23 protein-coding genes and 1 tRNA gene are annotated in these 25,565 nt (G+C 64.7%); 11 read left to right on the plus strand and 13 right to left on the minus strand.

What is annotated here, in order from left to right; translation table 11 throughout:
* The first annotated feature begins 55 nt into the window (after positions 1 to 55).
* The gene (locus ET21_RS0116790) at positions 56 to 520 is read left to right on the plus strand and encodes an Hsp20 family protein (protein ID WP_037471209.1); all 465 of its coding nucleotides are present in this window, start codon (positions 56 to 58) and stop codon (positions 518 to 520) included.
* 77 nt (positions 521 to 597) lie between these two features.
* Here ET21_RS0116790 and ET21_RS0116795 read toward each other — a convergent pair whose 3' ends face one another.
* The 8 genes from ET21_RS0116795 to ccmC form a co-directional block, all read right to left on the minus strand.
* On the minus strand, positions 598 to 2,526 hold the full coding sequence (locus tag ET21_RS0116795) for a potassium transporter Kup (protein ID WP_030540599.1): 1,929 nt from the start codon (positions 2,524 to 2,526) through the stop codon (positions 598 to 600).
* Between the two features lie 133 nt (positions 2,527 to 2,659).
* A complete protein-coding gene (locus tag ET21_RS0116800; RefSeq protein ID WP_030540600.1) occupies positions 2,660 to 3,301 on the minus strand; it encodes a cytochrome c biosynthesis protein in 642 nt (213 codons plus the stop codon).
* The gene (locus tag ET21_RS0116805; protein WP_030540601.1) at positions 3,298 to 3,705 is read right to left on the minus strand and encodes a cytochrome c-type biogenesis protein; all 408 of its coding nucleotides are present in this window, start codon (positions 3,703 to 3,705) and stop codon (positions 3,298 to 3,300) included. Before ET21_RS0116805 ends, ET21_RS0116800 begins: the two co-directional genes overlap by 4 nt.
* Entirely contained in the window at positions 3,702 to 4,229 is a 528-nt protein-coding gene (locus ET21_RS0116810) for a DsbE family thiol:disulfide interchange protein (RefSeq protein WP_030540602.1), read from the minus strand. The genes ET21_RS0116805 and ET21_RS0116810 overlap by 4 nt, the downstream gene beginning before the upstream one ends.
* Positions 4,226 to 6,154 (minus strand): heme lyase CcmF/NrfE family subunit, encoded by a 1,929-nt coding sequence (locus tag ET21_RS0116815; protein ID WP_030540603.1) that lies wholly within the window; start codon positions 6,152 to 6,154, stop codon positions 4,226 to 4,228. The genes ET21_RS0116810 and ET21_RS0116815 overlap by 4 nt, the downstream gene beginning before the upstream one ends.
* Positions 6,155 to 6,200: 46 nt before the next feature.
* Complete coding sequence (gene ccmE / locus ET21_RS0116820; protein WP_030540604.1) at positions 6,201 to 6,647, minus strand: cytochrome c maturation protein CcmE; 447 nt, start codon at positions 6,645 to 6,647, stop codon at positions 6,201 to 6,203.
* Entirely contained in the window at positions 6,644 to 6,775 is a 132-nt protein-coding gene (locus tag ET21_RS28790) for a hypothetical protein (protein WP_272945222.1), read from the minus strand. The genes ccmE and ET21_RS28790 overlap by 4 nt, the downstream gene beginning before the upstream one ends.
* Before the next feature lie 5 nt (positions 6,776 to 6,780).
* Positions 6,781 to 7,503 carry a heme ABC transporter permease CcmC gene (gene ccmC, locus ET21_RS0116830; RefSeq protein ID WP_030540605.1) on the minus strand — a complete coding sequence of 241 codons (723 nt, stop codon included), beginning with the start codon at positions 7,501 to 7,503 and terminating at the stop codon, positions 6,781 to 6,783.
* A gap of 178 nt (positions 7,504 to 7,681) precedes the next feature.
* On the opposite strand from ccmC, the gene purF reads away from it, so the two are divergent.
* Positions 7,682 to 9,160: an amidophosphoribosyltransferase gene (gene purF / locus ET21_RS0116835; RefSeq protein ID WP_021239507.1), complete on the plus strand. Its 1,479-nt coding sequence runs from the start codon at positions 7,682 to 7,684 to the stop codon at positions 9,158 to 9,160.
* A gap of 103 nt (positions 9,161 to 9,263) precedes the next feature.
* Positions 9,264 to 9,974 carry an SDR family NAD(P)-dependent oxidoreductase gene (locus ET21_RS0116840; protein ID WP_030540607.1) on the plus strand — a complete coding sequence of 237 codons (711 nt, stop codon included), beginning with the start codon at positions 9,264 to 9,266 and terminating at the stop codon, positions 9,972 to 9,974.
* A gap of 3 nt (positions 9,975 to 9,977) precedes the next feature.
* Here the strand turns inward: ET21_RS0116840 and ET21_RS0116845 are convergent, their stop codons facing one another.
* A complete protein-coding gene (locus tag ET21_RS0116845; protein WP_021239509.1) occupies positions 9,978 to 11,243 on the minus strand; it encodes a class I SAM-dependent methyltransferase in 1,266 nt (421 codons plus the stop codon).
* Between the two features lie 36 nt (positions 11,244 to 11,279).
* On the minus strand, positions 11,280 to 12,656 hold the full coding sequence (locus ET21_RS0116850) for a deoxyribodipyrimidine photo-lyase (RefSeq protein WP_030540608.1): 1,377 nt from the start codon (positions 12,654 to 12,656) through the stop codon (positions 11,280 to 11,282).
* A gap of 180 nt (positions 12,657 to 12,836) precedes the next feature.
* Here ET21_RS0116850 and ET21_RS0116855 point away from each other — a divergent pair, with 180 nt between their 5' ends.
* From ET21_RS0116855 to ET21_RS0116885, 7 genes are read left to right on the plus strand one after another with little or no spacing between them, the layout of a single operon-like run.
* Positions 12,837 to 13,322, plus strand: coding sequence for an RNA pyrophosphohydrolase (locus ET21_RS0116855; RefSeq protein ID WP_021239511.1), 486 nt, complete (start codon positions 12,837 to 12,839; stop codon positions 13,320 to 13,322).
* Between the two features lie 45 nt (positions 13,323 to 13,367).
* Positions 13,368 to 14,267 (plus strand): YdiY family protein, encoded by a 900-nt coding sequence (locus tag ET21_RS0116860; protein WP_030540609.1) that lies wholly within the window; start codon positions 13,368 to 13,370, stop codon positions 14,265 to 14,267.
* 59 nt (positions 14,268 to 14,326) lie between these two features.
* Positions 14,327 to 15,553 (plus strand): hydrolase, encoded by a 1,227-nt coding sequence (locus ET21_RS0116865; protein ID WP_030540610.1) that lies wholly within the window; start codon positions 14,327 to 14,329, stop codon positions 15,551 to 15,553.
* A complete protein-coding gene (locus ET21_RS0116870) occupies positions 15,550 to 16,569 on the plus strand; it encodes an arginine N-succinyltransferase (RefSeq protein ID WP_030540611.1) in 1,020 nt (339 codons plus the stop codon). Before ET21_RS0116865 ends, ET21_RS0116870 begins: the two co-directional genes overlap by 4 nt.
* Positions 16,566 to 17,825: an N-succinylarginine dihydrolase gene (locus ET21_RS0116875; protein ID WP_030540612.1), complete on the plus strand. Its 1,260-nt coding sequence runs from the start codon at positions 16,566 to 16,568 to the stop codon at positions 17,823 to 17,825. The genes ET21_RS0116870 and ET21_RS0116875 overlap by 4 nt, the downstream gene beginning before the upstream one ends.
* A 25-nt stretch (positions 17,826 to 17,850) precedes the next feature.
* Positions 17,851 to 18,072: a hypothetical protein gene (locus ET21_RS0116880; protein ID WP_021239516.1), complete on the plus strand. Its 222-nt coding sequence runs from the start codon at positions 17,851 to 17,853 to the stop codon at positions 18,070 to 18,072.
* Between the two features lie 53 nt (positions 18,073 to 18,125).
* Complete coding sequence (locus tag ET21_RS0116885) at positions 18,126 to 19,586, plus strand: cobyric acid synthase (RefSeq protein WP_030540613.1); 1,461 nt, start codon at positions 18,126 to 18,128, stop codon at positions 19,584 to 19,586.
* A 186-nt stretch (positions 19,587 to 19,772) separates the two neighbouring features.
* On the opposite strand, the gene ET21_RS0116890 is transcribed toward ET21_RS0116885, so the two are convergent.
* Positions 19,773 to 19,849: transfer RNA gene (locus tag ET21_RS0116890), tRNA-Arg, on the minus strand.
* A 137-nt stretch (positions 19,850 to 19,986) separates the two neighbouring features.
* Here ET21_RS0116890 and ET21_RS0116895 point away from each other — a divergent pair.
* The gene (locus tag ET21_RS0116895) at positions 19,987 to 20,433 is read left to right on the plus strand and encodes a hypothetical protein (protein WP_030540614.1); all 447 of its coding nucleotides are present in this window, start codon (positions 19,987 to 19,989) and stop codon (positions 20,431 to 20,433) included.
* 50 nt (positions 20,434 to 20,483) lie between these two features.
* Here the strand turns inward: ET21_RS0116895 and ppdK are convergent, their stop codons facing one another.
* Both ppdK and glyS read right to left on the minus strand, forming a co-directional pair.
* Positions 20,484 to 23,183 carry a pyruvate, phosphate dikinase gene (ppdK, locus tag ET21_RS0116900; protein ID WP_030540615.1) on the minus strand — a complete coding sequence of 900 codons (2,700 nt, stop codon included), beginning with the start codon at positions 23,181 to 23,183 and terminating at the stop codon, positions 20,484 to 20,486.
* A gap of 165 nt (positions 23,184 to 23,348) precedes the next feature.
* A complete protein-coding gene (gene glyS / locus ET21_RS0116905) occupies positions 23,349 to 25,529 on the minus strand; it encodes a glycine--tRNA ligase subunit beta (RefSeq protein WP_030540616.1) in 2,181 nt (726 codons plus the stop codon).
* Between the last annotated feature and the right edge of the window lie 36 nt (positions 25,530 to 25,565).

Below are 25,565 nucleotides of genomic sequence, written 5' to 3' on the forward strand. Positions count from 1 at the left end.
CCGGACGCCTTTTCGGGTCCGGCATGTTCATTTTGCTCTGTTGGAGATGATGACAATGCGTGGATTTGACCTGACCCCCTATCGCCGCTCGACCGTTGGTTTCGATCGCCTTTTCGACCTGATCGAAAATAATACGAGGTTGCAGCAGGGCGACAATTACCCCCCGTTCAATATCGAACGCCTGTCCGAGGATCGCTATCGCGTGACGCTGGCCGTCGCTGGCTTCCGCCCGGATGAGATCGACATCACCGCCCAGCAGAACCTGTTGCAGGTGATCGGCCGCAAGGATGAGTCCGCATCCAATGACCGCAGCAAGTTCCTGCATGTCGGCATCGCCAACCGCAGTTTCGAACGCCGCTTCGAACTGGCCGACTTCGTGCGGGTGGAAAAGGCCGACCTTGCCGATGGGCTGCTGACGATCGAACTGGTCCGCGAAGTCCCCGAAGCGATGAAGCCGAAGAAGATCGCCATCAATGGCGGCCAGATCGTCGACATCAGCAAGGATCGCGACGCCGCCTGATCAGGCTGGCAAAGGACGGAAATGATGCGGGGCGCGGTCGCAAGGCCGCGCCCTTTTTGCGCCGGGCAAGCTCAAGCTCAGATTTCGACCTGACTGCCCAGTTCCACCACCCGGTTCGTGGGCAGGCGGAAAAACTCCATCGCGCTTTCCGCGTTGCGGAGCATCCAGGCGAAAATCTTCTCCCGCCACAGGGGCATGCCGGGTTTGGCCGATGGCAGCAGCGTCTGGCGGGCGAGGAAGAAGCTGGTGTCCATCATCTTGAACGCCTGGCCGCAGCCCGAAACGTTTTTGAGCGCGGCGGGCACGTCCGGTTCCTGCATGAAGCCATATTGCAGCACGAGACGGAAGAAGCCGCGCCCCAGATCCTCCAGCTTGCAACGGCCGTCATCTTCCACGACCGGAACGTCCCTGATCTTGACCGTCAGCAGGATCACCCGTTCATGCAGCACCTTGTTGTGCTTCAAATTATGCAGCAGCGCATGGGGGACGCCATCGGGCGTCGATGTCATGAAGACGGCAGTGCCGGGCACCCGCACGGCGCTGTTCGCCGCCGACGCCACGAAGACCGGGATCGGCATGGCCGCCTCGCGCAGCCGGTCCTGAACCAGCCTGCGCCCGCGCGACCATGTGGTCAGCAGCGTGAAGACGACGAAGCCGATCAGCAGCGGGAACCAGCCGCCATCGGGCACCTTGGTGAAATTGGCCGCCAGATAGGCGCCGTCCACCAGGAAGAAGATCGCCAGCAGCGGCGCGGAATAATACCAGCGCCATTTCCAGAGGCGGTAGAGCAGCACCGTCAGCAGCAGATTGTCGATGAACATGGCCCCAGTCACCGCGATGCCATAGGCGGCAGTGAGGTTGGACGATGTCTGGAACACCAGCACCAGCAGGATGACCATGACCATCAACCCCCAGTTGATCAGGGGGATGTAGATCTGCCCGGCGGTGGACGCGCTGGTATGCGAAATGCGCAGGCGCGGCATGAAGCCAAGCTGGATCGCCTGCTGGGTCACGGAAAAGGCGCCCGAAATCACCGCCTGGCTGGCGATGATCGCGGCCATCGTCGCCAGGCCGACCAGCGGAAGCTGCGCCCATTGCGGGGCGAGGTGGTAGAAGGGGCTGTGCAGCGCGGCCGCCCCTTCGCGGAACAGCAGCGCGCCCTGCCCCATATAGTTCATCATCAGGGCAGGCAGCACGAAGCTCAGCCAGGACACGCGTATGGGGCTGCGGCCGAAATGGCCCATATCGGCATAGAGCGCCTCCGCCCCCGTCACCGCCAGCACGACCGCGCCAAGGGCGAGGAAGGCAGGCAACGGGTCAGTGACGAAGAACATGACCGCCCAATAGGGGTTGAAGGCATAGAGGATGCCCGGCGTCTGCACGATGCTGATCACGCCCAGCGTCGCGATCGTCACGAAATAGATCAGCATGATCGGCCCGAACAGCGACGCCACCCGGTTGGTGCCCAGCCCCTGTATCCAGAAAAGCCCGACCAGGATCACCACCGCCGCGGGCAGGATCACGGGCTCAAGGCTTGAATTATAGACCGCCAGCCCTTCCACCGCCGACAGCACTGAAACCGCCGGGGTGATCATCGAATCGCCGTAGAAAAGCGAGGTGGCGAACACGCCCAGCAAGATGATGCCGCGCGACCATCGCTGCGTCTTGGTCTGCCCGTTGATCAGCGCCAGCAGCGCCAGGCTGCCGCCTTCGCCCTTATTGTCGGCGCGCATGATGATGGTGACATATTTCAACGTCACGACCAGCATCATCGACCAGAACATCAGGCTGATCACGCCCAATATATGATCGGGGTCGAGCGCCAGATGATGATGCCCGGCAAAGGTTTCGCGGAAGGCGTAGAGCGGGCTGGTGCCGATATCGCCGAAGACGATGCCGATCGCGCCCACCACCAGCTTCAGCGTGGCCTTCTGCCCCGCATGCCCATGTTCCTGCTCTTGACCGTCCGCAGGGTGCGATTCCATGCTTACTGTCGCGTCAGCCATTAAGGACACGCCGAATCGTCATAAGCTTCCGACACCCAAGCAAGGGTGAGCTGGCCATATTACTGGCCTAGCCCGCAAATCCGGCGCGCCCTATCATGGGTGCAAGGCCCGCGCAACGCCGTACAGCCCTTCGCTATCGCCCCGCGCCATCTGCCGCGAGCAGGATGTCGATACGCGCGATGGCGAATTGAAGTTCCGCCTTGATGCCCGACCCGTCCGGCGCGCTTTCGACCAGCGGGGTCCACATATCCTTGGCCGCCTGCAGCTGGCCAGATCGCGCGAGCGCCAGACCGTAGAAATAGCGGGGGCCGGGAGCCTTCGGATCGATGGCCATGGCCCGGCGATAAGCGAAATCGGCGCTGGGCGGCACGACGCCATCGGCATGGGCGACGAGAGCGTTGCCCAGTCCCAGCCAGAGGTTGGGATCGTTGGGCATCTGCCTAAGGCCGGACAGCAGCACATTGGCCGCTTCCTTCGTCTTGCCCTGCCTGCCAAGCCCGTCCGACAGCAGCAGCCATTGACCGGCCGGGCCGAAACGCTCCGCCAGGCCGCGCCGCCGCTCGGCCAGTTGCTCGTCAAACTTTTCGGGCGCGGCGCTGGCCGCGTGGCGCGGGGCACCGGCAAGGCCCGGATTGCCTTGCCAAGCATAGCCCGCAAGGCCCAGCAGCAGGGCGGCGGCCGCAATCTCCCACGTCTTGCGCGGCATGCGGCCGATGACGATCAGCGCCAGCATCAGCAACGCGGCGAGCGTCAGGGCGATGATCCATCCCGTCATGGCCGCTTCCTCCTGATACGGCCGCGCAGCACCAGCAGGCCAAGGCCGATCAGCAGGACCGGCGCGCCCCATAATGGCCACAGGATCGGATCGGCCGTCGGCTCATAGCTCACCCAATCGCCATAGCGCTCGATCAGCCAGGCGCGGATATGTTCGGGCTCCTCCCCCGCCATGATCCGCTCGCGTATCTGCGAACGCATGTCGCCCGCCAGGCTGGCGTCGCTGTCGGCGATCGACTGGCTCTGGCAGGTGAGGCAGCGGATCGTTTCCATCAGCGCCTTGGCCTTGCGCTCCTGTGCCGGATCGCTGATCTGCCGGTTCGCATAGGGTGCGGGCGGCAGGGCGGATTGCGCCAGCACCGGCGCGCTCAGCAGCATCGCGATCAGGGCGGCGAGCATCCTCATTGCGCGTCCTTCAACCGCTGGAGGATCATCGGCACATCGTCGGCGCGGATGTCGCCCACATGCTGATAGACGATGCGCCCCTTGCCATCGATCACGAAGCTTTCGGGAACGCCGGACGAGCCGAGCGCGATCTGGACATTGCTGCGCGCGTCCAGCCCAATGCGCGCATAGGGATTGCCGTAGCGCGCAAGGAAGCGGTCGACATCGGCCCGCGCGTCGCGGATGGCGATGGCGTCGATATTCACCCCCTGCTGCGCAAGCGCCATCAACTGAGGCGCTTCGGCGGCACAAGGCAGGCACCAGCTGGCGAAGATATTCAGCAGGCGCGGCTTGCCGGTCGCCAGTTCCGTGCTGGCAAGGCCCGGCCTGTCGCTCGCGGCGGCGGGCAGGGAGAAGGCCGGGAGAGTCTTGCCCACCAGCTTCGACGTGATCACCCGGTCATCCGGTTTCAGCAGGCCGCTGGCGAACAGGGCGAAGAAGCCGAGGAACAGGGCCAGCGGCAGCCAGATCAGCAGCCTTTTCATGCCAGCACCCTTCCCCGCCACTTGAGAAGCCAGCCGCGCCTTTCCCGCCCGACCAGCGCCAGCGCTCCGCCCAGGGCGATCATCACGCCGCCCAGCCAGATCAGCGTCACGAAGGGCTTCCACCAGATGCGCAGCTGCCAGCGGCCATCCTCCGCCTCCTGCCCCAGAACCACATAGAGCTGGCCGTTCCAGCGCGTCAGCAGCGCCGCTTCCGTCGTGGCCGTCGCAGGCGAAGCGAAGAAGCGCGATTGCGGATGCAGCGTGACAGCCCTGCCGCCGCCCCGCACCGCTTCCATATCCGCCTGCAACGCCGTCCAGTTATCGCCCGCAATGGGCGAGATCTGGAGCAGGCGCAGCTTCCAGTCGCCCGCCTGCACCGTATCGCCCACCCGCACCGCCGCCAGCTTTTCCACGGTGAAGGCCGAATCGCACGCCATCCCCGCCAGACTGACAGCGCAGCCGAGATGGGCGATCACCATGCCCCAGGTGAACAAGGGAGTGCGGCGAAGATTGCGCTTCCACAGGGGAGCGACACTCGCCGCCCCCACCGACAGCGCGACAGTCAGGCCAAGGAAGGGCAGGACGCCGATCCGCCCCCACGCCACAGTCGCCAGCACCACCGCCACCAGCAGGGCGATCGCGCCCGGAACCAGCAGCCGCCGCGCTACTAAGCCCAGTTTGTCTCGCCGCCAGCGCGTCAGCGGCCCCGCCGCCATGACGAGCATCAGGATGAGCGCGACCGGCCCGGCGATCCGGTCGAAATAAGGCGCGCCCACCGACACCTTATGCCCAAAGGCTTCGGTCATCAGCGGATAGAGCGTGCCGATGAGCACCAGCCCCAGAATGACGGACAGCAGCAGGTTGTTCACGACCAGCATGGTTTCGCGGCTGACCAGTTCGAACGGTGCGCCTTCGCGCACGGCCCCCACCCGCCAGCCGAACAGCGCCAATGCGCCGCCAATGTAGAAGCCGAGCAGGACAAGGATGAAGGTGCCCCGCTCAGGATCGACGGCGAAGGCATGGACACTGGTCAATATGCCCGACCGGACGAGGAAGGTGCCAACCATCGACATGGAAAAGGCGATGACCGCCAGCATCACCGTCCAGGCGCGCAGGGAATCCCGTGTCGCCAGCACCGTGACGCTGTGCAGCAGCGCCGTCGCCGCCAGCCAGGGCATCAGCGACGCATTTTCCACCGGGTCCCAGAACCACCAGCCGCCCCAGCCAAGCTCATAATAGGCCCAATAGCTGCCCGCCGTGATGCCCAGCGTCAGCAGCACCCACGCGGCGAGCACCCATGGCCGCATGGCGCGGGCGAAAGCCGCATCGACCCGCCGCGTCAGCAGCGCCCCGATCGCGAAGGAAAAGGCGACCGACAGCCCGACATAGCCAAGATAAAGCGTGGGCGGATGGAAGGCGAGACCGGGGTCCTGGAGCAAGGGATTCAACCCCTGCCCGTCCGGCGCCGGGGGATCGACACGGGCGAAGGGGTTGGAGGAGAAAAGCAGGAAGGCATAGAAGCCCAGGCTGATCGCCGCCTGCCCGCCCAGCGTCGCCATATGGGTATCGCGGCGCAAGGCCCGCTCGAACAGCGCCACGGCCGCGCCCGCAACGCCCATCACCGTGACCCAGAGCAGCATCGATCCTTCGTGATTGCCCCATGTCCCGGCGAACTTGTAGAGCCACGGTTTCATCGAATGGCTGTTGGTCACCACCAGCGCCACGGACATGTCCGACCGCAGGAACAGCGCGATCAGCAGGGCGAAGGCGATCCCGACCAGCACGCCCTGCGCCACGGCGACGGGCCGCACCGACGCCAGCAATTCCGGCTTCCCGCCCGCAAGGCCAAAGCCCGCCAGCGTCAATTGCAGCAGCGCCAGCGCGAACGCCAGCCACAGCGCGATCAGGGCCGCCTCCGCGATCATGGACGCGCCCCGCCCGCTCTGCGGGCGGCGATGATGAGGCCCATCCTCAACGCTCTGCCTTCATCTCGTGCGTCTTCTCATCATAGTTCATGCCTTCCAGTTCGCGGGGCATATAGCGTTCGTCATGCTTGGCGAGCAGGTTGGTCGCGATGAAGGTGCCGGATGTGTCGAAGGCACCTTCCGCCACGACGCCGGACCCTTCGCGGAACAGGTCGGGCGCTATCCCCTTGAAGGATGCGGGCACCGTCGCCTTGCCATCCGTCACGTCGAACCGGATGGTGACGCCATCGGGCGCGTGCCTGAGGGTGCCCTTGACGACCATTCCTCCAAGGCGGATGGCCTTTCCGGGCTCGACCCCTTTGCTATGAACGTCCGCGGGCGCGTAGAAATAGGCCGCCTCGTCACGTAGCGCGGAGGCCGCGAGCAGGCCCGCGCCGATCAGCGCCACGAGCGCGGCGATCACTAGTATCAACCGTTGATGCTTCGCCTTCATGGCCGTTCCGATAGCTTCTGGGCAGCAGCTTCGGCACTGCGCATCGCGCGCCAGCATCGCAGGCACAGCAGGAATGTCGCTGCAAAAGTCAGCGCATAGGCGCCGATGACGAAGGCCCACTGGTTCATGCCGTCTATCCCCGCGCCATCCGCTGCATGCGCGCCTCGACCTTGGCCTGCGCCAGGATGGTGCGCATCCGCATCAGCACGATCGCGGCGAACAGCAGGGTGAAGCCGGCGAGCGTGAAGCCAAGCGGCCACAGCAGCGTCATGTCGATGCTCGATCCGCGCATGGTGATGCTGGGTCCCTGATGCAGGCTGTTCCACCACACCACGGAGCGGTTGATGATCGGGATATTGACCGCGCCCACCAGCCCGAAAATGGCCGTGACGGGGCTGACGCCGCCCTGCGCCTGCCGCGCGCTGGCATTGGCGAGCGCCATATAGCCGAGATAGAGGAACAGCAGCACCAGCATCGACGTCATGCGGCCGTCCCATTCCCACCAGGTGCCCCATGTCGGCCGCCCCCAGATGGAGCCGGTGATCAGGCATATGGCGGTGAACAGCGCGCCCGGCGCCGCGATCGCCCGTCCGGCGATGGCGGCCAGCGGATGACGCCACACCAGTTGCATGATCGCCGCGATCGCGATCCCGCTCCATCCCCCCATCCCCAGCCAGGCGGCGGGCACATGGATATAGAGAATGCGCACCGTTTCACCCTGGAGATAATCGGGCGGCGTCACGAACAGGCCGCACAGCGCCCCCGCCGTCAGCAGCAGGAGTCCCGGCCAGAACAGCCAGCCGGTGAGCGGCCGTGCTATTTTCAGGAAGCGGGCGGGATTGGCGAAGCGATGCATTTCGCGACGCTCTTTAGCCGCGCCAGTGCGTCAAGGCCAGTAGGGCTTTTACCTGCTCCGTCACCGGAAACACTGGGTTTCGCCCGGCCCACCGGCTTTTTTGTGACAGGCAGGCGACAAACGGGTATCGAAGCACTATATGCGCGCCATCGCGCCCAATGAGGCGACAGGATCGGCTATGGACCCGCTCGCACCCATGTTTACGACCAACCCGTTCGACGACGACAAGCTGCGTGAGGAATGCGGCATTTTCGGCGTTTTTCAGGCCGAAACCGCTTCGGCCATCACTGCCCTTGGCCTCCATGCACTTCAGCATCGCGGACAGGAAGCGGCCGGAATCACCAGCTGGGACGGCCATGATTTCCACACCCACCGGGCGATGGGGCATGTCGCGGGCAATTTCGACCGTGACGATGTGATTCGCGGCCTGCCCGGCAACGCCGCCTGCGGCCATGTGCGCTATTCCACCACCGGCGAAACGTCGCTGCGCAATGTCCAGCCGCTCTATGCGGAGCTTAGCTCAGGCGGATTCGCCGTCGCGCATAACGGCAATATTTCCAACGCGATGAAGCTGCGCCGCGAACTCATCCGCCGCGGATCCATCTTCCAGTCCACCTCCGATACCGAAGTCATCATCCATCTGGTCGCGACTTCGACCTACCGGACGCTGCTCGATAAGTTCATCGACGCCTTGAAACAGGTCGAGGGCGCCTATTCGCTGATCGTGATGACGCCCGAAGGCATGATCGCCTGCCGCGATCCGCTGGGCATCCGCCCGCTTGTGATGGGCAAGCTGGGCGACGCGACCATCTTCGCTTCGGAAACAGTCGCGTTCGACGTGGTCGGCGCCGACTATATCCGCTCGATCGACCCCGGCGAACTGGTCATCGTCACCCATGACGGGGAAGTGCGCAGCCATCGCCCCTTCGGCGACAATCATCCCCGCCCCTGCATCTTCGAGCATGTCTATTTCAGCCGCCCCGATTCGATCGTCGACGGATCCAGCGTCTATTCGGTCCGCAAGGCGATCGGTGCGCAACTGGCGATCGAAAATCCGGTGGAGGCCGATCTCGTCATACCGGTGCCGGACAGCGGCGTGCCTGCCGCGATCGGCTATGCCCAGCAGTCGGGCATCCCCTTCGAACTCGGCATCATCCGGTCGCACTATATCGGCCGCACCTTCATCCAGCCGGGCGACAAGGTCCGCCATCTGGGCGTGAAGCTCAAGCACAACGCCAACCGGGCGCTGATCGCGGGCAAGCGCATCGTCCTGATCGACGATTCGATCGTGCGCGGCACCACCAGCCTGAAAATCGTGCAGATGATGCGGGAAGCAGGCGCGGCGGAGGTGCATATGCGCATTGCCAGCCCGCCGACCAAGCATAGCTGCTTCTACGGCGTGGACACGCCCGAACGCACCAAGCTGCTGGCGCATCGGATGGACATTGGCGGCATGCAGGATTTCATCCACGCCGACAGCCTGTCCTTCATTTCGATCGATGGCCTCTACAAGGCGCTGGGCGAAGCGAAGCGCGCGGACATCCGCCCGCAATATTGCGACGCCTGCTTTACCGGCGATTATCCGACCACCCTCACCGACCAGGATGAGGTGGCGGTCAGGAACCAGTTCGAACTGCTCGCCGAACGGGTCGTCTGACCAGCGGCGCTGCGTGGCGGCGGCCTTTGATGAAGGGCCGCCGCTTTCACCTTTCTCACCTCAAAAAAGGCCCCGCGTCACCAAGGGGCGAACGGGATGCCTCATGTCGACCCTTCCTCTTTCCGGTAAGCTCGCCCTGGTCACGGGCGCCAGCAGGGGCATCGGCGCGGCGACGGCGCAGGCGCTCGGCGCTGCGGGCGCACACGTCATCCTGACCGCGCGCACTGCCGGAGGGCTTGAGGAGGTCGAGGAACGAATCCATCAGGCCGGGGGCAGCGCGACGATCGCGCCGCTGGACCTGATCGACGGCGAAAGCATCGGCCGCCTTGCCCAGGCGATTTCCGGCCGCTGGCAGGCGCTGGACATATTGGTGCTGAACGCCGCCACGCTGGGCAGCCTGGCCGCGGTTCCGGCGATCGACGCCAAGGAATTCGCCCGCCAGTTGACGCTCAACATTGCGGCGCCCCAGGCCCTGATCGCAGCCTTCGACGGCATGCTGCGGGCCAGCGCCGATGCGCGCGTCGTTGCGCTCACATCCTCCGTTGCGGCCGCTCCGCGCGCTTATTGGGGCGCTTATGGCGCGTCCAAGGCGGCGCTGGAAGTGCTGGTCAGCGCCTATGGCGAGGAAGTGAAGAATATCTCCGCCATCCGCACCCACATCGTTGACCCCGGCGCGACCCGCACCGCTATGCGCGCCCGCGCCTTCCCCGGCGAAGATCCGGCGACGCTCAAGGGTCCCGAAGTCGTAGGCCAGGCGATCGCCAATCTGGTGCAGGCCGATCATCCCAGCGGCTATCGCTGCCGCATCGGCTGATCGTCAGCCGGGCTTGACCAGCGTCACCTGCGCGACGTTGATCGTGCCGCCACGAAAGCCGCCCTCGCAATACATGAGGTAATAGCGCCACAGCGCGACGAAATGCTGGTCGAAGCTGGCGGGCAGCAGGCCCTGATCGACGGCCCGGTCGAAACGCTCACGCCATCGTTTCAACGTTTCGGCATAGTGCAGCCCGAAATAATGGACGTCGCGCCACTCCAGCCCCTTCTGCTCCGCCAGCACACGGAAACGGCTTTCCGAAATCAGCATGCCGCCGGGGAAGATATAGCTCTGGATGAAGTCCGCGCCGCGCGCATAGCTGTCGAAGATCGCGTCGTCGATCAATATATATTGGATGGCCGCCCGGCCGCCGGGTTTCAGCAGCCGCTCGATCGCCGCCAGATAAGCGGGCCAGTAACGCTGCCCCACCGCCTCCACCATCTCCACGCTGGCGATGGCGTCATATTGTCCCTGCGCATCGCGATAGTCGGTGAGCAGGATATTTGCGCCTGACCCCAGCCGGTCCCGTGCATATTCCGCCTGCTCCACCGACAGCGTAAGCCCGTCATAGCGGATGGCGCAACGCTCCATCGCCTGTTCGGCCAGCCCGCCCCAGCCGCACCCGATTTCCAGCAGAGCGCTGCCGTCCTTCAGGTTCAGCCGGTCCAATATCGCGTCGGCCTTGCGCTGCTGCGCCCGTTCCAGGCTTTCTATCCGGTCGGCTGGATCGCGGAACAGGGCGCTGGAATAATGCATGTTCCGGTCTAGCCACAGGCTGTAGAAGTCGTTGCCCAGATCATAATGATAGGCGATGTTCCGCCGCGATCCGCGATGGCTGTTCCGCCGGGCCCAATGCACCGCCTTGCCCAGCCAGCGCCCCGGCCCGCGCGGCCGCGCCACATTGCCCAGCGCCACCGCATTGGCCATGAACAGTTCGAACAGGGGCACCGGATCGGGACTGGTCCACTCGCCAGCCGCCCAGGCCTGATACCAGCCCGCCGACCCGCCTAGGGCCAGCCGCAGCAACGCCCGCCAGCGGATCAGATGCACTTCGCACACCGGGCCGGGCATGCGCCCGCCCAATATCCGCATCGTTCCATCAGGCAGCACGGCTTCCAGCCTGCCCTTTTCCAGACCGGCGTCGATCCGGTTCAGCAGGCGATGGAATTGCGGGCCGATCAGCCGCGAGGCCCAGCGGCCGCGCTGCGGACGGGAAAGCTTCCGCACGGACAAAGCGCGCCGCCCGCGCCGGGGATCGATAGCGTTCATCCTGTCACCTCTGCCCGCTCACGGCCCGGCACGCAATCACCGCTTGACGTGCCGGTAAGCCGCCAGGGCCCGCTCGCGCCCCTGCCTGTGGCCCACGCGCTTGGCTGGATAATCCCGTGGGCGGGCATCATAGGCATCGGGATCATGAATGACCTTGTCGTCAAGCTGCGCCAATTCGGGCACCCATTGCCTGATATAGTCCGCCGCTTCGAATTTTGGAGACTGGACGAGCGGCGCCATGATCCGGGAAAAGATATTCGCGTCGACCCCGCTGCCCGCGACCCACTGCCAATTGACACTGTTGTTGGCGTAATCGGCATCCACCAGTGTGTCCCAGAACCAGCGCGCGCCATGACGCCAGTCGATCAGCAGATGCTTGATCAGGAAGCTCGCCGCGATCATCCGCACCCTGTTGTGCATCCATCCGGTCGCCCATAGCTGGCGCATGCCCGCGTCCACGATCGGATAGCCGGTCCGTCCCCGTTTCCATGCGGCAAAGTCGCCCTTCGCCTCGCGCAGATCGCGCCAGGGCATGTTGTCAAAGGTGCCGCGGGCGTTTTTCGATCCATATTCCGGCATGACCCAGATCTGGACATGGGCGTAATCGCGCCAGATCAGTTCCTTCAGGAACACCGCCGCGCCTTCGCCCTTGCCGCTGACCCGATGCCATATCTCGGCTGGAGAAATCTCGCCGAAATGCAAATGGGGCGACAGGCGCGACGTGCCTTCGCAAGAGGGCAGATTGCGCGCCGGGTCATAGCCGCTCACCTCGTCATCGAAGTCGCGCAGCCGCTTCGCCGCCCCCGCCTCACCCGGCGTCCATTCCTTCGCAAAGCCGTTTGCCCAATCCGGCTGCGCTGGCAGCAGGCCCCAGCCGGAAAGCCTCTCGCTAGGGGGCCATTTCGCAGGCCCATCGATACGCTTTGGCGCAGGCATGGGCTTTGCGGGGGGCATATGCTCCATCACCGCGCGGGCAAAAGGCGTGAAGATGCGGTAAGGCGTGCCGCCGCCAGTCTTGAGGCATTCGGGCGGCAGCAGCAGCGCGCCGTCGTGAAGGTGGAGCGGGAGCCTGCGCGCGACCGCTCGCTCGGCATTGCGCCACCAGGGTTCCAGATGCGACAGGGCGTGAACGGCGCAGGCCCCGGTCTCCTTCGCCAGCCGCTCCAGCTCCTCCGCGCTGTTCCCGCGCCGCAGGATCAGGCGGGACCCGCGGTCCTCCAGATCCTTGGCCAGGCTCTCCAGGCTACGGTGCAGCCACCAGCGCTGCGCCGCCCCGATCTTCCACTCTCCGGGGGCGGCATCGTCCAGGATATAGACCGGAATGACCGGCCCTTCCCGCATCGCTGCCGCGAGGGCGGCTTGATCGGACAGGCGCAGGTCCTGGCGGAACCAGACAAGGGCGGGATCGGGCATTTCCCACAAATGCCACCTGCCCCGCGTAAGTCCATCCCCCGCCCGTTTCAGCGCAAAAAGCCTTCCGCACGTGGCGGCGACTGATTTTGATTATTGGACGAAAGGCTGTTCGCCGCTTATCCTCGGCGCATAGCAAATGGCGGCGGACATCCTTCGCCGGAACAATGATCAGGGGACGTCATGGCGTCGATGCCAAATGATTCGGAAATGGGATACAGGCCGTGCGTCGGGGTGATGCTGGTCAACATGGATGGCAAGGTTTTCGTTGGCCAGCGCCTCGATAACAAGGTCGAAGCCTGGCAGATGCCGCAAGGCGGCATCGATGAAGGCGAAGACGTCAAGGCCGCCGCGCTGCGCGAGCTTGGCGAGGAAACGGGCATCAGCCACGACCATGTCGAAATCATCGCCAAGGCAAGGGACGAACATTTCTACGACCTGCCGCCAGAGTTGATGGGCAAGCTTTGGGGCGGCGCCTATCGCGGCCAGCGGCAGATATGGTTCCTCGCCCGTTTTCTGGCGAGTGACGCGGACATCAACATCCAGACGGAGCATCCTGAATTCCGCGACTGGAAATGGGTCGATCCCGAAACGCTGCCCGACATCATCGTGCCGTTCAAGCGCAAGCTGTACCGGGATATTCTACAGGAATTCAGGACCTTGATCTGAAAAAGGGTTAATTCGGCGGGCCTCCTGGGCTACGTCACATGCGTCATGCACCGCTATCTCGCTTTTCTCTTGCTGCTCATTCCCTTCCCGGCATGGGCGGACGCTCCGCCATTGCTGCCGTCTTCCGTGCGGGAGATGCTGGAAGCGGCGATCGCCAACGGGAATGAGAGCGAGATCGCGACCGTTGCCAAGATCGCCAAGCAGACCAACCCCGCTTCGGCCGAGGAAATCCAGCGCCTGGTCAACAGCTGGAAGGACCGGACCAAGGCGACGCATGATACGATCATCCGCGAGGCGCGCTTTTCGGAGCTTTGGACCGGCCGGGTGGAGGCGGGAGGATTCCGGTCCACCGGCTCCACCAGCGAAATCGGGCTCAGCGGCAATCTGTCGCTCAAGCGCACCGGCATCCAGTGGTCGCACAAGCTGAGCGCCAGCGCCGATTACCGCCGGGCCAATGGCGTAACCTCCCGCGAGCGCTACACGGCGAGCTACGAACCCCGATACGAGTTCAATTCGCGCGGCTTTTCCTATGGGCTGGCGCAATTCGAGCGGGACACGTCGATCGGCTATGACGAGCGCTATACCGCGTCGGCGGGCATCGGTTACAAACTCATCCTCAGCACCCCGCTGGATGTGTCCGTGGACATGGGCCCATCGGTCCGCCACGCCAAATATATCAGCGGCGAGCGGGAAACCAAGCTGGGCGCTCGCGGATCGATGGACCTCGTCTGGCGGCTGGCTCCCGGCCTTACGTTGAAGCAACTGGCGTCCGGCTATGCCGAAAGCGACGTTTACACGCTCAATTCGCTGACCTCGATCGAAACGAAGGTGGCCACGCGCTGGTCCGCCGCCCTGTCCTATAATGTGCAATATGAATCCGAAACGCTGCTGTCGGCGCGGGACTTCGATACGCTGAGCCGCCTGACGCTGACCTACGACTTCTAGGGGAGAGCAACGTCCGGCTAGGGGTGGAGGCGCGGCCCGGCCTCTGATAGGCTTCTGGGATGAAGGGCCTTTCGTCCTCCGATCGCGATCTTCTGGACCGCGCCGCAGCCTTCCCCATGCTGGCGCTGGTGCAGCGCTGGGCGGCCGTGAACAGCGGGTCGCGCAATCTGGATGGCCTTGCCGCCATGGCGGACATGCTGGCGGACAGCTTCGCCATCTTGCCGGGCGAGATCAGGCTGGTGGATGCCGATCCGGTCGACGCCATTGCTGCCGATGGGCGGATCGAGCATGTCCCGCATGGCAGGCACCTCCATCTGTCGGTGCGGCCGGATGCGCCTGTCCGCTTGCTGCTGACCGGGCATATGGACACGGTTTTTCCCGCTGGTCACAGCTTCCAGTCGATCCGCTGGATCGATGAGGAGCGGCTGAACGGTCCCGGCGTGGCGGACATGAAGGGCGGGCTCGCCGTGATGCTGGCCGCGCTCCAGGCATTCGAAACGTCCGGTGAAGCATCGCGGATCGGCTATGAGGTGGTGATCAACAGCGATGAGGAGGTGGGAAGCCCCTCCTCCGCCGCCCTTATCCGCGACAGCGCACGGGGAAAGCTGGCGGCGCTGACCTATGAGCCCTGCCTTCCCGACGGCACGCTGGCGGGAGCGCGGGCGGGCAGCGGCAATTTCTCCTTCATCGTGACGGGGCGAAGCGCGCATGCGGGCCGCAACCCGGAGGAAGGACGCAACGCCCTGCTGGCGGCCGCCGATCTGGCGCTGCGGCTGAAGGCGGCCGGCGGCCCCGGCTTCACCTGCAATCCCGCGCGGATCGATGGAGGGTCACCCAACAATGTGGTTCCCGATCATGCGGTCCTGCGGGTCAATTTCCGACCTCGCAGCCTGGAAGGGGAGCAGCAGGCCCGCGCCGCCATAGCAAGCCTTGCCGAAGCCGTGGCGCGCGATCACGACCTGTCGATCCACATCCATGGCGGCTTTGGCCGTCCGCCCAAGCCGATGGACGCGCGCGCGGCCAGCCTGTTCGCCTTCGTGCGCGACTGCGGCGCCGAACTGGGCCTGCCGATCGGCTGGCGCGACACGGGCGGCGTGTGCGACGGCAACAATATCGCCGCCTGCGGGGTGCCGGTGGTGGATACGATGGGCGTGCGTGGCGGCGATATCCACAGTGACGCCGAATATCTGATCGTCCCCAGCCTTGCCGAACGGGCGCAGCTTTCCGCGCTCGCCCTCCTCCGCATGGCGCAGGGACGCTTTTCTCCAGCAGGAGGCATGGTTTGAGCTTTTTCATGCGCCCGGCGCGCGCGGACGATTTGCAGACTTTGTACGAAATGGCGAAGCTGACCGGCGGCGGCTTCACCAACCTGCCCGCGGACCGGGGGGCGCTGGCGGCCAAGCTGGAGCGGACCGGCCAGGCGCTCGCCCGCCAAAGCGAGGGGCTGGAGGATGAACTGATCGTCATGGTGCTGGAAAATGGCGCGACGGGTCAGGTTCGCGGGACCTGCCAGATTCATGCGGTGGTCGGACGGAACTGGCCCTTCTACTCCTATCGGCTGGGGGTGCTGACCCAGCACAGCCGCGAACTGTCGCGCACCTTCCGCGCCGAAATGCTGTCGCTGGTCACTGACCTGGAGGGCGCGACGGAGGTGGGCGGCCTGTTCCTGCATCCGCGCGAGCGTGCCGAAGGGCTGGGCCTGCTGCTGGCGCGCAGCCGCTATCTCTACATTCGCAACCATCGATCCCGCTTCGGCGACCGTGTCATCGCCGAACTGCGCGGCGTCATTGACGAAGCGGGCGGATCGCCTTTCTGGGACGGGCTGGCCGGGCGCTTCTTCGGCATGAGCTTTCAGGAAGCGGACGAGTTCAATGCCGTCCATGGCAACCAGTTCATCGCCGACCTGATGCCCAAGACGCCCATCTACACCGCCATGCTGAGCGACACCGCGCGCGCCGTCATCGGCCTGCCCCATCCCAACGGCCGCGCGGCGATGCGCATGCTGGAAACCGAAGGCTTCACCTCCCCCGGCTATATCGACATTTTCGATGGAGGGCCGACCATGGTCGGGCAGACCAATTCGCTCCGCACCGTGGCCGATGCGCAGGACGTCCCCCTATCCGCCATCCATTCCGAAGGGGGGAAGAAGATGCTGGTCGCGGCCGGGCGGCTGGGCAGCTATCGCTGCGCCTATGGCTTCATCGATCAGGACGAGGATGGATCGGTATCGCTGGACCGGGCCAGCGCCGCGATATTGGGGATCGAACCGGGCGATACCTTCACCATGGCGGCGCGGACATGAGCGTCAGGGAGATCAACTTTGACGGGCTGATCGGCCCCAGCCACAATTATGCGGGGCTGAGCGTCGGCAATCTCGCCTCCACCAGCAATGCCGGGCAGGTGTCGCAACCGCGCGCCGCCGCGCTGCAAGGCATTGAGAAGATGCGGACGAATATCCGCCTGGGCCTGAGCCAGGGCATATTCCTGCCACAGTGGCGGCCTGATGGGCGATGGCTGGCGGCGCTGGGCACCGGCATCGGCGATGCCGAGCCGCACATTCGCGCCGCCGCCATGTCGGCTTCGTCCATGTGGGCGGCCAATGCGGCGACCGTCTCGCCAGCGGCGGATACGGCGGATGGACGAACCCACCTGACCGTCGCCAATCTGGTCACCATGCCGCATCGCAGCCATGAATGGCCGCAGACGCTGACGCAGTTGCGCATCGCCTTTTCCGATCAGAGCGCCTTTGCCGTGCACATGCCCATCCCGGCACCGTTCGGCGATGAAGGCGCGGCCAACCATATGCGCCTTTGCGACAGCCATGATGCGCCCGGCGTGGAAATATTCGTCCACGGCCAGTCCGGCGCGCCCTTCCCTGCCCGCCAGCATCTGGAAGCCAGCAAGGCCGTCGCCCGCCTCCACCGCCTCGATCCCGCAAGGACCCTGTTCGTCCAGCAATCGGATCAGGCGATCGCGGCAGGGGCTTTCCACAATGACGTCGTGGCCGTCGCCAATGAAAATCTGCTGTTCGCGCATGAGCTTGCCTTTGCGGACAAGGATCGCTTCTATGCGCAGCTTCGCGACATCCTTCCTTCAGTGCAGATCATCGAGGTGCCCGGCAGCGCGATCAGCCTCGACGACGCCATTCGCAGCTACCTCTTCAACGCTCAGCTTGTGACGCTGCCCGAAGGGGGCATGGCGCTGATCCTGCCGACAGAGGCGCAGGCGATCCCCGCCGTGTGGAACTGGCTGCAACATCTCTTGGCGGGCAACGGCCCCATCCGCCGCCTCATCCCCGTGGATGTGCGCCAGTCCATGGCCAATGGCGGCGGCCCGGCCTGCCTGCGCCTGCGCGTCGTGGCCGACCCGGCGAATATCGACCCGCGCTTTCTGGTGAACGAGGCGAAGCTGGACCAGATCGCGGCCATTGTCGATCAATATTGGCCGGAGGAAATCGCCCCAGGGGACCTGGCCGACACCCGCCTTATCGCGCGGATTGAACAATCGTGGTTAACGCTGGTTGACCATTTGCAACTTTCGGGCGACCTCATGCCTTGATACGATATTCCCAGAGCATGGCGGTATGGACCGGATCAAACGCCTCTTCACGATCAAGACCAAGTTCGAGGCGTTTCTCGTCATCTATGCCCTTGCGCTCGGCGCGACCGAGCGGGGCGCCGTCTATATGCAGCAATATCCCGGCACCGGCGGCCATCTGCTGGCGCTTGCCTGCACCGGCGCGGTCTTCATGGCTGGCGGCAAGATATTGGACGCAGTAGAATATCAGCGGCGCTATTCCGCCTGATCCTGTCCGCCTGACCTGTTGACCCCGGCCTGCCCCGCATGCAGGAGCGGCGCATGAGCGCGATCATGCTTCAGGGAACAGGGTCCGATGTCGGCAAGTCCGTGCTGGTCGCCGGGCTTTGCCGCGCCCTCTCCCGGCGCGGTTACAGCGTCCGCCCGTTCAAGCCGCAGAATATGTCGAACAACGCCGCCGTCACCATGGATGGCGGAGAGATCGGCCGGGCACAGGCGCTACAGGCCATTGCCGCAGGCGTGCCACCGCATACAGACATGAATCCTGTCCTCCTGAAACCCCAGGCCGACCGCACGTCGCAACTGGTGGTCCATGGCAAGGTGCGCGGCGCCTTGGGCGCTGGCAATTTCAGGACCGCGCGGGGACAACTGCTCGACGCCGTTCTGGAAAGCTATCGGCGGCTGAAGGCTCAATGCGACATGGTGGTCGTGGAGGGCGCGGGATCGCCTGCGGAAATCAATCTGCGCGCGGGCGACATCGCCAATATGGGCTTCGCGCGCGCCGCCAATGTGCCGGTGATCCTTGTCGGAGACATAGACCGGGGCGGCGTGATCGCCGCGCTCGCCGGAACGCGGGCGGTCATCGACCCGCAGGACGCGGCCATGATCCGCGGCTTCCTGATCAACAAGTTTCGCGGCGAACCCGCCCTGTTCGAAGACGGCTACCGGCAGATCGAGCAGCTGACGGGCTGGCGCGGCTTTGGCGTCGTCCCCTGGCTCAGCGCCACGGCGCGCCTGCCCAGCGAGGATGCGGTGGTGCTGGAACGCTCCAGGGCGCGCAAGGGCGATCAGGTGATGATCGCCTGCCCCATCCTTCCGCGCATCGCCAATTTCGATGATCTGGACCCTTTCAAGCTGGAACCGGCCGTGGACCTCGTCATGGTGCCGCCCGGCCAGCCTATCCCGGCGGAAGCTGCGCTGATCGTGCTGCCCGGATCAAAGGCGACCATCGCCGACATGCATGCGCTGCGCTCGCAGGGCTGGGATGTGGATATCCGTGCGCATCACAGGCAGGGAAAGCCGGTGCTGGGCATTTGCGGCGGCTACCAGATGCTTGGCCGCCTCATCGCCGACCCGGACGGCATGGAAGGGCCGCCGGGTTCAGTCGAAGGCCTGGGGCTGCTCGACATGGAGACGCGGCTGACCGGCAGCAAGGCGCTGGAACGGGTGGAAGGCATAGCGTTCGGCCAATCCTTCTCCGGCTATGAAATGCATGTCGGGACAAGTGCCGGGCCCGGCTGCGCCCGGCCCTTCGCGATGCTCGACGGAGTGCGCTCGGACGGGGCGATCAGCGCTGATGGCCTGATATGGGGCACCTACGTCCACGGCCTGTTCGCCAGCACGGGGCTGCGCGCGGCAGTCATGGACAGGCTGGGATCAGGCTCGTCCTTCGTCGACTATGCTGTTTCGATCGAAGATGCGCTCGACGAGATCGCCAGAGAACTGGAGAAGCATGTCGACATCGACGCGATGGTTGCACTGGCGCGGGATGGAATGAGTTGAGGCTGTTCTCGTCAACGAAGCGCGCTGTAGCCTGTCAGCCAAGGCCAGGCCGAGAACCTCGCCTCATTTCCCTTAATGAAGCGAGCACGCGGAAAGCCATAAGCCCCCGCCCAAGGCACAACGCATCAGCTTGGAAGCCTCATCAACATCCAAGATCAAGCTGCTGATTTTCTTATGGAAAGAAAATGGCGCGCCCGGAACGATTCGAACGTCCGACCCTCAGATTCGTAGTCTGATGCTCTATCCAGCTGAGCTACGGGCGCGTTGTGGAGCGGCAGATAGAGGGGGGCGGATGATTGGGCAACCCCCTTTTTCACTTTTTTTACGGCAGCGCCGCAGCGGGCCGGACAGGGCAACTTTACGCCGTGCCGCTCGTTTCGCGGAGGAAAGGAGGCCCGGAATGGCTTTCACCTTGAACGAGATTGCACTGCTCCTCATCGCGCTGCTTATCGGGCTTGTCCTGGGCCTGATGATGAGCGGCCGGGGCAAATATAAGCAGCTCTGGCGCGATGAGCAGTTGGCCCACCGGCAGACGATCAAGGACCGTGACGCCCATGTCGCAGCCACCGCTGCGCCCTCGGCTGTCCGGGCTGACGGTGCACGGACGCAGGACGACCTGACCCGGATCAGGGGAATTTCGGCCGGGGACGCGGCGGCGCTGAACGAGGCAGGCTATCACAGCTACGCGCAGATCGGCGCGATGACGGATGAGCAGCAGGCGACGCTGGAAGCGCGGCTGGGCCGCGAACCTGGCGTCATCGCGCGCGAGGAATGGCGCACACAGGCGCGGCTGCTCGAAACCGGCAAGGTCCGCGAGCATGAGCGGCGGTATATAGAAACGCGGTGACAGGGCCTCCCCTGACCCCACCCGCAGCGGGAGAGGTCAGGGGATGAGCGCTACTTCTTGGCCAGCGCAGCCTGGGCGGCAGCGAGGCGGGCGATGGGAACGCGATAGGGCGAGGCCGAGACATAATCCAGGCCCGTAGCCTCGCAAAAGGCGATCGAGGCGGGATCGCCGCCATGTTCGCCGCAGATGCCGAGCTTGATCCCCGGACGGGTCGCGCGGCCACGTTCGGCGGCCAGTTCGATGAGCTGTCCCACGCCCTCCACATCGATGCTGACGAACGGATCGCGGGCGAAGATACCCTTGTCCACATATTGCGTCAGGAAGCGCCCGGCGTCGTCACGGCTGATGCCGATGGTGGTCTGCGTCAGGTCGTTGGTGCCGAAGGAGAAGAATTCGCCCACTTCGGCGATCTCGCCCGCCTTGAGCGCAGCGCGCGGCAGTTCGATCATGGTGCCGACCAGATAATCGACGGTCGCGCCCTGTTCCGCAAAGACTTCGCTGGCGACGCGATCGACGATCGCCTTCATCAGCTCCAGTTCCTTTTTGGTGGCGACGAGCGGGATCATAATTTCCGGGATCGGCGCTTCGCCCGAACGCTGTTTGATGAGGAGCGCGGCTTCGAAGATCGCGCGGGCCTGCATCTCGTAGATTTCGGGGTAGGTGACGCCGAGGCGGCAACCGCGATGGCCGAGCATCGGGTTGAATTCATGCAGTTCGGCAGCGCGGCGCTTGAGCGCGTCCACGCCGACGCCCGCGGCCTTGGCCACTTCCTCGAACTCCGCCTCTCCATGGGGAAGGAACTCGTGCAGCGGCGGATCGAGCAGGCGGATGGTGACCGGCAGGCCCGCCATCACCATGAAGATCTGCGCAAAGTCGTCGCGCTGCTCGGGCAGCAGCTTCTCAAGCGCGGCGCGGCGGCCCTTTTCCGAATCCGCGAGGATCATTTCGCGGACAGCGGTGATGCGGGCCGCGTCGAAGAACATATGTTCGGTGCGGCACAGACCCACACCCTCCGCGCCGAAATCGCGCGCTGTCTGGCAGTCGAGCGGGGTTTCGGCGTTGGCGCGAACCTTGAGGCGGCGGACCTTGTCAGCCCAGCCCATCAGCGTACCGAAGTCGCCCGCCAGTTCAGGCTGCACGGTCGGCACTTCGCCCGCCATCACCTCGCCGGTCGAACCGTCGATGGTGAGGATGTCGCCTTCCTTGAGCGTGCGGCCTTCGATGCGCAGCGTCTTTGCGGCATTATCGATGGACAGGCTGCCCGCGCCGGAAACGCAGGGGCGGCCCATGCCGCGCGCCACAACGGCGGCGTGTGACGTCATGCCGCCGCGCGCGGTCAGGATGCCCTTGGCCGCGTGCATGCCGTGAATATCTTCCGGGCTGGTTTCGACACGGACGAGAATCACGGACTCGCCCAGCTCATTGCGGCGTTCGGCAGTATCGGCGTCGAACACGATCGCGCCCGAAGCCGCGCCCGGCGAGGCGGGAAGCCCCTTGGTCAGCACATCGCGCGGCGCCTTGGGGTCAAGCGTAGGATGCAGGAGCTGGTCGAGCGCGGCGGGATCGACACGGGCGACGGCTTCCTCCTCGCTGATCAGGCCCTCGTTCGCCATATCGACGGCGATCTTGAGCGCGGCCTTGGCGGTGCGCTTGCCGGAACGGGTCTGGAGCATCCAGAGCTTGCCCTGCTGCACCGTGAACTCGATGTCCTGCATGTCGCGATAATGGGTTTCGAGGATCTGGAAGACCCGCGCCAGTTCGGCGTAGGTTTCCGGCATCGCCTCTTCCATCGACAGCGGCTTGGCCCCTGCCCGCTCACGCGCCTGCTTGGTCAGGTACTGCGGCGTGCGGATGCCCGCGACGACATCCTCGCCCTGGGCGTTGATCAGATATTCGCCATAATAAGCGTTCTCGCCGGTGGCTGGATCACGAGTGAACGCCACGCCTGTGGCCGAGGTATCGCCCATATTGCCGAAGACCATCGCCTGCACATTGACGGCGGTGCCCCAATCATGCGGGATGGAGTTCAGGCGGCGATAGACCTTGGCGCGATCGGCCTGCCAGCTGCCGAACACGGCGCTGATTGCGCCCCACAGCTGATCGTTCACATCCTGCGGGAAAGGCTTGCTCCAAAGCTTTGAAACAAGGGATTTATATTCAGATACGAGCGCCTTCCAATCGTCGGCGGTCATTTCCGTATCGAGCGTATAGCCCTGATCTTCCTTGGCGATTTCAAGGGCTTCCTCGAACGCGCCATGGTCGAGTTCCAGCACCACGTCCGAATACATCTGGATGAAGCGGCGATAGCTGTCCCAGGCGAAACGCTCGTCACCGCTTGCGGCGGCGAGGCCGAGGACGGTTTCGTCGTTGAGGCCGAGGTTGAGGACCGTGTCCATCATGCCGGGCATGGAGATACGCGCGCCGGATCGGACCGAAACCAGCAGCGGGTCGGCCGCATCGCCGAACTTCTTGCCCGTCACGCCTTCGATATGGGCGATGCCGCTGGCGACTTCCGCCTTCAGGCTTTCGGGGAAGACGCCGCCATCCTCATAATAGCGGGTGCACATTTCGGTCGTGATGGTGAAGCCCGGAGGAACGGGCAGGCCGATGGCGGCCATGCCGTCCAGATTGGCTCCCTTGCCGCCCAGCAGATTCTTGTCACCCTTGCCGCCGTCATCGACCCCGCCGCCGAAGCGATAGACATAGCGTGTCTGCGTGGTGCTCATGCTGGCCTCTTCCCTTGTCAACATAGTCGCGGCTCTCCTGCACTGATTGCCGTGTGTTTGTGCGATGCAACAATATACTAACAACTGGCGGGCGGCGAAAGCACCCGCTTTTACGATGATTGCGTTCCTAGTTCACCGGTTTTCCCGATTTCGGGCACATCTTTCGGCGCTAACCCGCAATTTTCGGCGCTAACCCGCAATTTTCGAGAAATCGGCCACGGCATGAACGGCATCCCGCACCCGCGCGAGTAGCGCCAGACGAGCGGCGCGCTTGGCCGGATCCGCATCATTGACCGTGACCTTGTCGAAGAAAGCGTCGATCGGGGCACGGAGAGTCGCAAGCGCCGCCATCGCGCCTTCGAAATCCTCCGCCTGCACGGCTGCGGTGGCGCGGGGTTCGGCGGTGTCGAGCGCGGCGATGAGGTCCGCTTCGGCGGGCTCCGAGGTGTAGGGGAGGCTGGAGCCTTCGTTCGTTCCCAGCGCGGTCGAAGAACCATCGGCTGCACTATCCGTGTCTCGACTACGCTCGACACGAACGGACGCAGGTTCTTCCTTCTTCAAGATGTTAGCCGCGCGCTTGTACCCTGCGAGCAGGTTCGTGCCATCATCGGTCGCGACGAAGGACTGGAGCGCTTTCACGCGGGCGAGCAGGCGGACAAGGTCGTTCTCGCCCCCCAGCGCAAACACGGCGTCGATGAGATCGTGGCGGACGCCTGCCTCTCTTTGCTGGACCTTGAGGCGGTCCGCGAAAAAGTCGAGGAGATCGCCCTCAGCGACAGCCATCCGCAGATTATTGGCGGTCACGATCTGGATGACGCCAAGCGCAGCCCGGCGCAACGCGAAAGGATCACGCGAGCCAGTGGGCTTTTCATCGATGCCGAAAAAGGAGCGCAGCGTGTCCAGCTTGTCGGCAAGTGCCACCGCCACCGTAACCGGCGCGGTCGGCACATCATCCCCCTGTCCCACCGGCTTGTAATGATCGCGGATGGCATCGGCCACCGCGTCGGGCAGGCCTTCGGCGCGGGCGTAATATCCGCCCATAACGCCTTGAAGTTCGGGGAACTCTCCGACCATCTCGGTGACGAGATCGGCCTTGGCGAGGCGGGCGGCCTGTTCGGCCAGGTCGGCAAGAGAGCCGTTCGTTTCGAGCGAAGCCTGTCCTGAGCCTTGTCGAAGGGTCGAGAGACCATCGGATGCGCTAACCGTGTCCCGACTATGCTCGACACGAACGAAGGGGCGCGCGTCGGCAGTGACGATGCCTTCTTCCACCAGCCAGCGGGCGAGCTTGGCCACACGCTCCACCTTGTCCGCGACGGTGCCGAGCTTTTCGTGGAAGGTGATGCGTTCCAGTTTCCTGGCATGGTCCGCGAGCTTGGTCTTGCGATCCTGCTCCCAGAAGAATCGGGCGTCGGAGAGGCGCGCGGCGAGGACCTTGCGATTGCCTGCGATGATCGCTTCGCCGCCATCCTTCGCCTCGATATTGGCGGTGCAGATGAAGGCAGGAGCGAGCTTGCCCGACGCATCGCGCAGGACGAAATATTTCTGGTTTATCCGAAGGGTTAGCTGGATGACCTCAGGCGGAACCTCAAGGAAAGCCGGATCGAAATCGCCGAGCAGCGGAACGGGCCATTCGGTGAGCCCGGCATTCTCCGCGACGAGGCCCTTGTCCTCAATCACGGCATAGCCCTTCGCGGCGGCGGCTTCGGCGGCCTTCGCCTCGATGCTCGCCTGGCGTTCCTGATGGCTGACGATCACATGGCAGGCGCGCAGCTTTTCGGCATAGTCATGCGCGCCGCCGATCGTGATCTCGCCGGGATGATGGAAACGGTGGCCGAGCGTCGCATAACCGCTGCGGATGCCTTCTATCTCGATGTCCACCAGTTCCTCGCCAAGGATGGCGACGATGCCTTGGAGCGGGCGGACCCAGCGAAGGCTCTCGGTGGTCTGCGAGGCGGCGCCCCAGCGCATGGACTTGGGCCAGGGGAAGGCGCGGACGACGGTGGGGACAGCTTCGGCAAGGACTTCCGCAGTAGCCCGGCCGGGCTTGTTAACGGTGGCGAACCATATGCCGTCGCGGTCTTCGAGTTGATCCTGCGTCAAGCCGGTCTTGCGGAGAAAGCCCTCCAGCGCCTGCGCGGGCGCGGAGGTGCGCGGGCCCTTGAACTCCTCGCTGACGGCAGCGGTTTCCAGCGGAAGGTTGCGCGCGATCAGGGCAAGGCGGCGCGGCGTGACGAAGCTGTCGATGCTCTCCGGCTTGAGGCCAGCCTTCGCCAGTTCCTCGGTGAAGAGGCGGGCGAGGTCTTCCGACGCTTTGACCTGCATGCGCGCGGGGATTTCTTCGCAGCGCAGTTCGAGGAGGAAGTCGGTCATGCTTCAAATCTTCCGTTCGTCTCGAGCGAAGTCGAG

Source organism: Sphingobium sp. DC-2 (assembly GCF_000722555.1).
GTDB classification, from domain to species: Bacteria; Pseudomonadota; Alphaproteobacteria; order Sphingomonadales; family Sphingomonadaceae; genus Sphingobium; species Sphingobium quisquiliarum.

Excerpts from the sequence above, each read along its gene's own strand:
- ET21_RS0116790 (WP_037471209.1), top strand. The coding sequence starts at position 56 with ATGCGTGGATTTGACCTGACCCCCTATCGCCGCTCGACCGTTGGTTTC.
- ET21_RS0116795 (WP_030540599.1), bottom strand. The coding sequence starts at position 2,526 with ATGGCTGACGCGACAGTAAGCATGGAATCGCACCCTGCGGACGGTCAA.
- ET21_RS0116800 (WP_030540600.1), bottom strand. The coding sequence starts at position 3,301 with ATGACGGGATGGATCATCGCCCTGACGCTCGCCGCGTTGCTGATGCTG.
- ET21_RS0116805 (WP_030540601.1), bottom strand. The coding sequence starts at position 3,705 with ATGAGGATGCTCGCCGCCCTGATCGCGATGCTGCTGAGCGCGCCGGTG.
- ET21_RS0116810 (WP_030540602.1), bottom strand. The coding sequence starts at position 4,229 with ATGAAAAGGCTGCTGATCTGGCTGCCGCTGGCCCTGTTCCTCGGCTTC.
- ET21_RS0116815 (WP_030540603.1), bottom strand. The coding sequence starts at position 6,154 with ATGATCGCGGAGGCGGCCCTGATCGCGCTGTGGCTGGCGTTCGCGCTG.
- ccmE (WP_030540604.1), bottom strand. The coding sequence starts at position 6,647 with ATGAAGGCGAAGCATCAACGGTTGATACTAGTGATCGCCGCGCTCGTG.
- ET21_RS28790 (WP_272945222.1), bottom strand. The coding sequence starts at position 6,775 with ATGAACCAGTGGGCCTTCGTCATCGGCGCCTATGCGCTGACTTTTGCA.
- ccmC (WP_030540605.1), bottom strand. The coding sequence starts at position 7,503 with ATGCATCGCTTCGCCAATCCCGCCCGCTTCCTGAAAATAGCACGGCCG.
- purF (WP_021239507.1), top strand. The coding sequence starts at position 7,682 with ATGGACCCGCTCGCACCCATGTTTACGACCAACCCGTTCGACGACGAC.
- ET21_RS0116840 (WP_030540607.1), top strand. The coding sequence starts at position 9,264 with ATGTCGACCCTTCCTCTTTCCGGTAAGCTCGCCCTGGTCACGGGCGCC.
- ET21_RS0116845 (WP_021239509.1), bottom strand. The coding sequence starts at position 11,243 with ATGAACGCTATCGATCCCCGGCGCGGGCGGCGCGCTTTGTCCGTGCGG.
- ET21_RS0116850 (WP_030540608.1), bottom strand. The coding sequence starts at position 12,656 with ATGCCCGATCCCGCCCTTGTCTGGTTCCGCCAGGACCTGCGCCTGTCC.
- ET21_RS0116855 (WP_021239511.1), top strand. The coding sequence starts at position 12,837 with ATGGCGTCGATGCCAAATGATTCGGAAATGGGATACAGGCCGTGCGTC.
- ET21_RS0116860 (WP_030540609.1), top strand. The coding sequence starts at position 13,368 with ATGCACCGCTATCTCGCTTTTCTCTTGCTGCTCATTCCCTTCCCGGCA.
- ET21_RS0116865 (WP_030540610.1), top strand. The coding sequence starts at position 14,327 with ATGAAGGGCCTTTCGTCCTCCGATCGCGATCTTCTGGACCGCGCCGCA.
- ET21_RS0116875 (WP_030540612.1), top strand. The coding sequence starts at position 16,566 with ATGAGCGTCAGGGAGATCAACTTTGACGGGCTGATCGGCCCCAGCCAC.
- ET21_RS0116880 (WP_021239516.1), top strand. The coding sequence starts at position 17,851 with ATGGACCGGATCAAACGCCTCTTCACGATCAAGACCAAGTTCGAGGCG.
- ET21_RS0116885 (WP_030540613.1), top strand. The coding sequence starts at position 18,126 with ATGAGCGCGATCATGCTTCAGGGAACAGGGTCCGATGTCGGCAAGTCC.
- ET21_RS0116895 (WP_030540614.1), top strand. The coding sequence starts at position 19,987 with ATGGCTTTCACCTTGAACGAGATTGCACTGCTCCTCATCGCGCTGCTT.
- ppdK (WP_030540615.1), bottom strand. The coding sequence starts at position 23,183 with ATGTTGACAAGGGAAGAGGCCAGCATGAGCACCACGCAGACACGCTAT.
- glyS (WP_030540616.1), bottom strand. The coding sequence starts at position 25,529 with ATGACCGACTTCCTCCTCGAACTGCGCTGCGAAGAAATCCCCGCGCGC.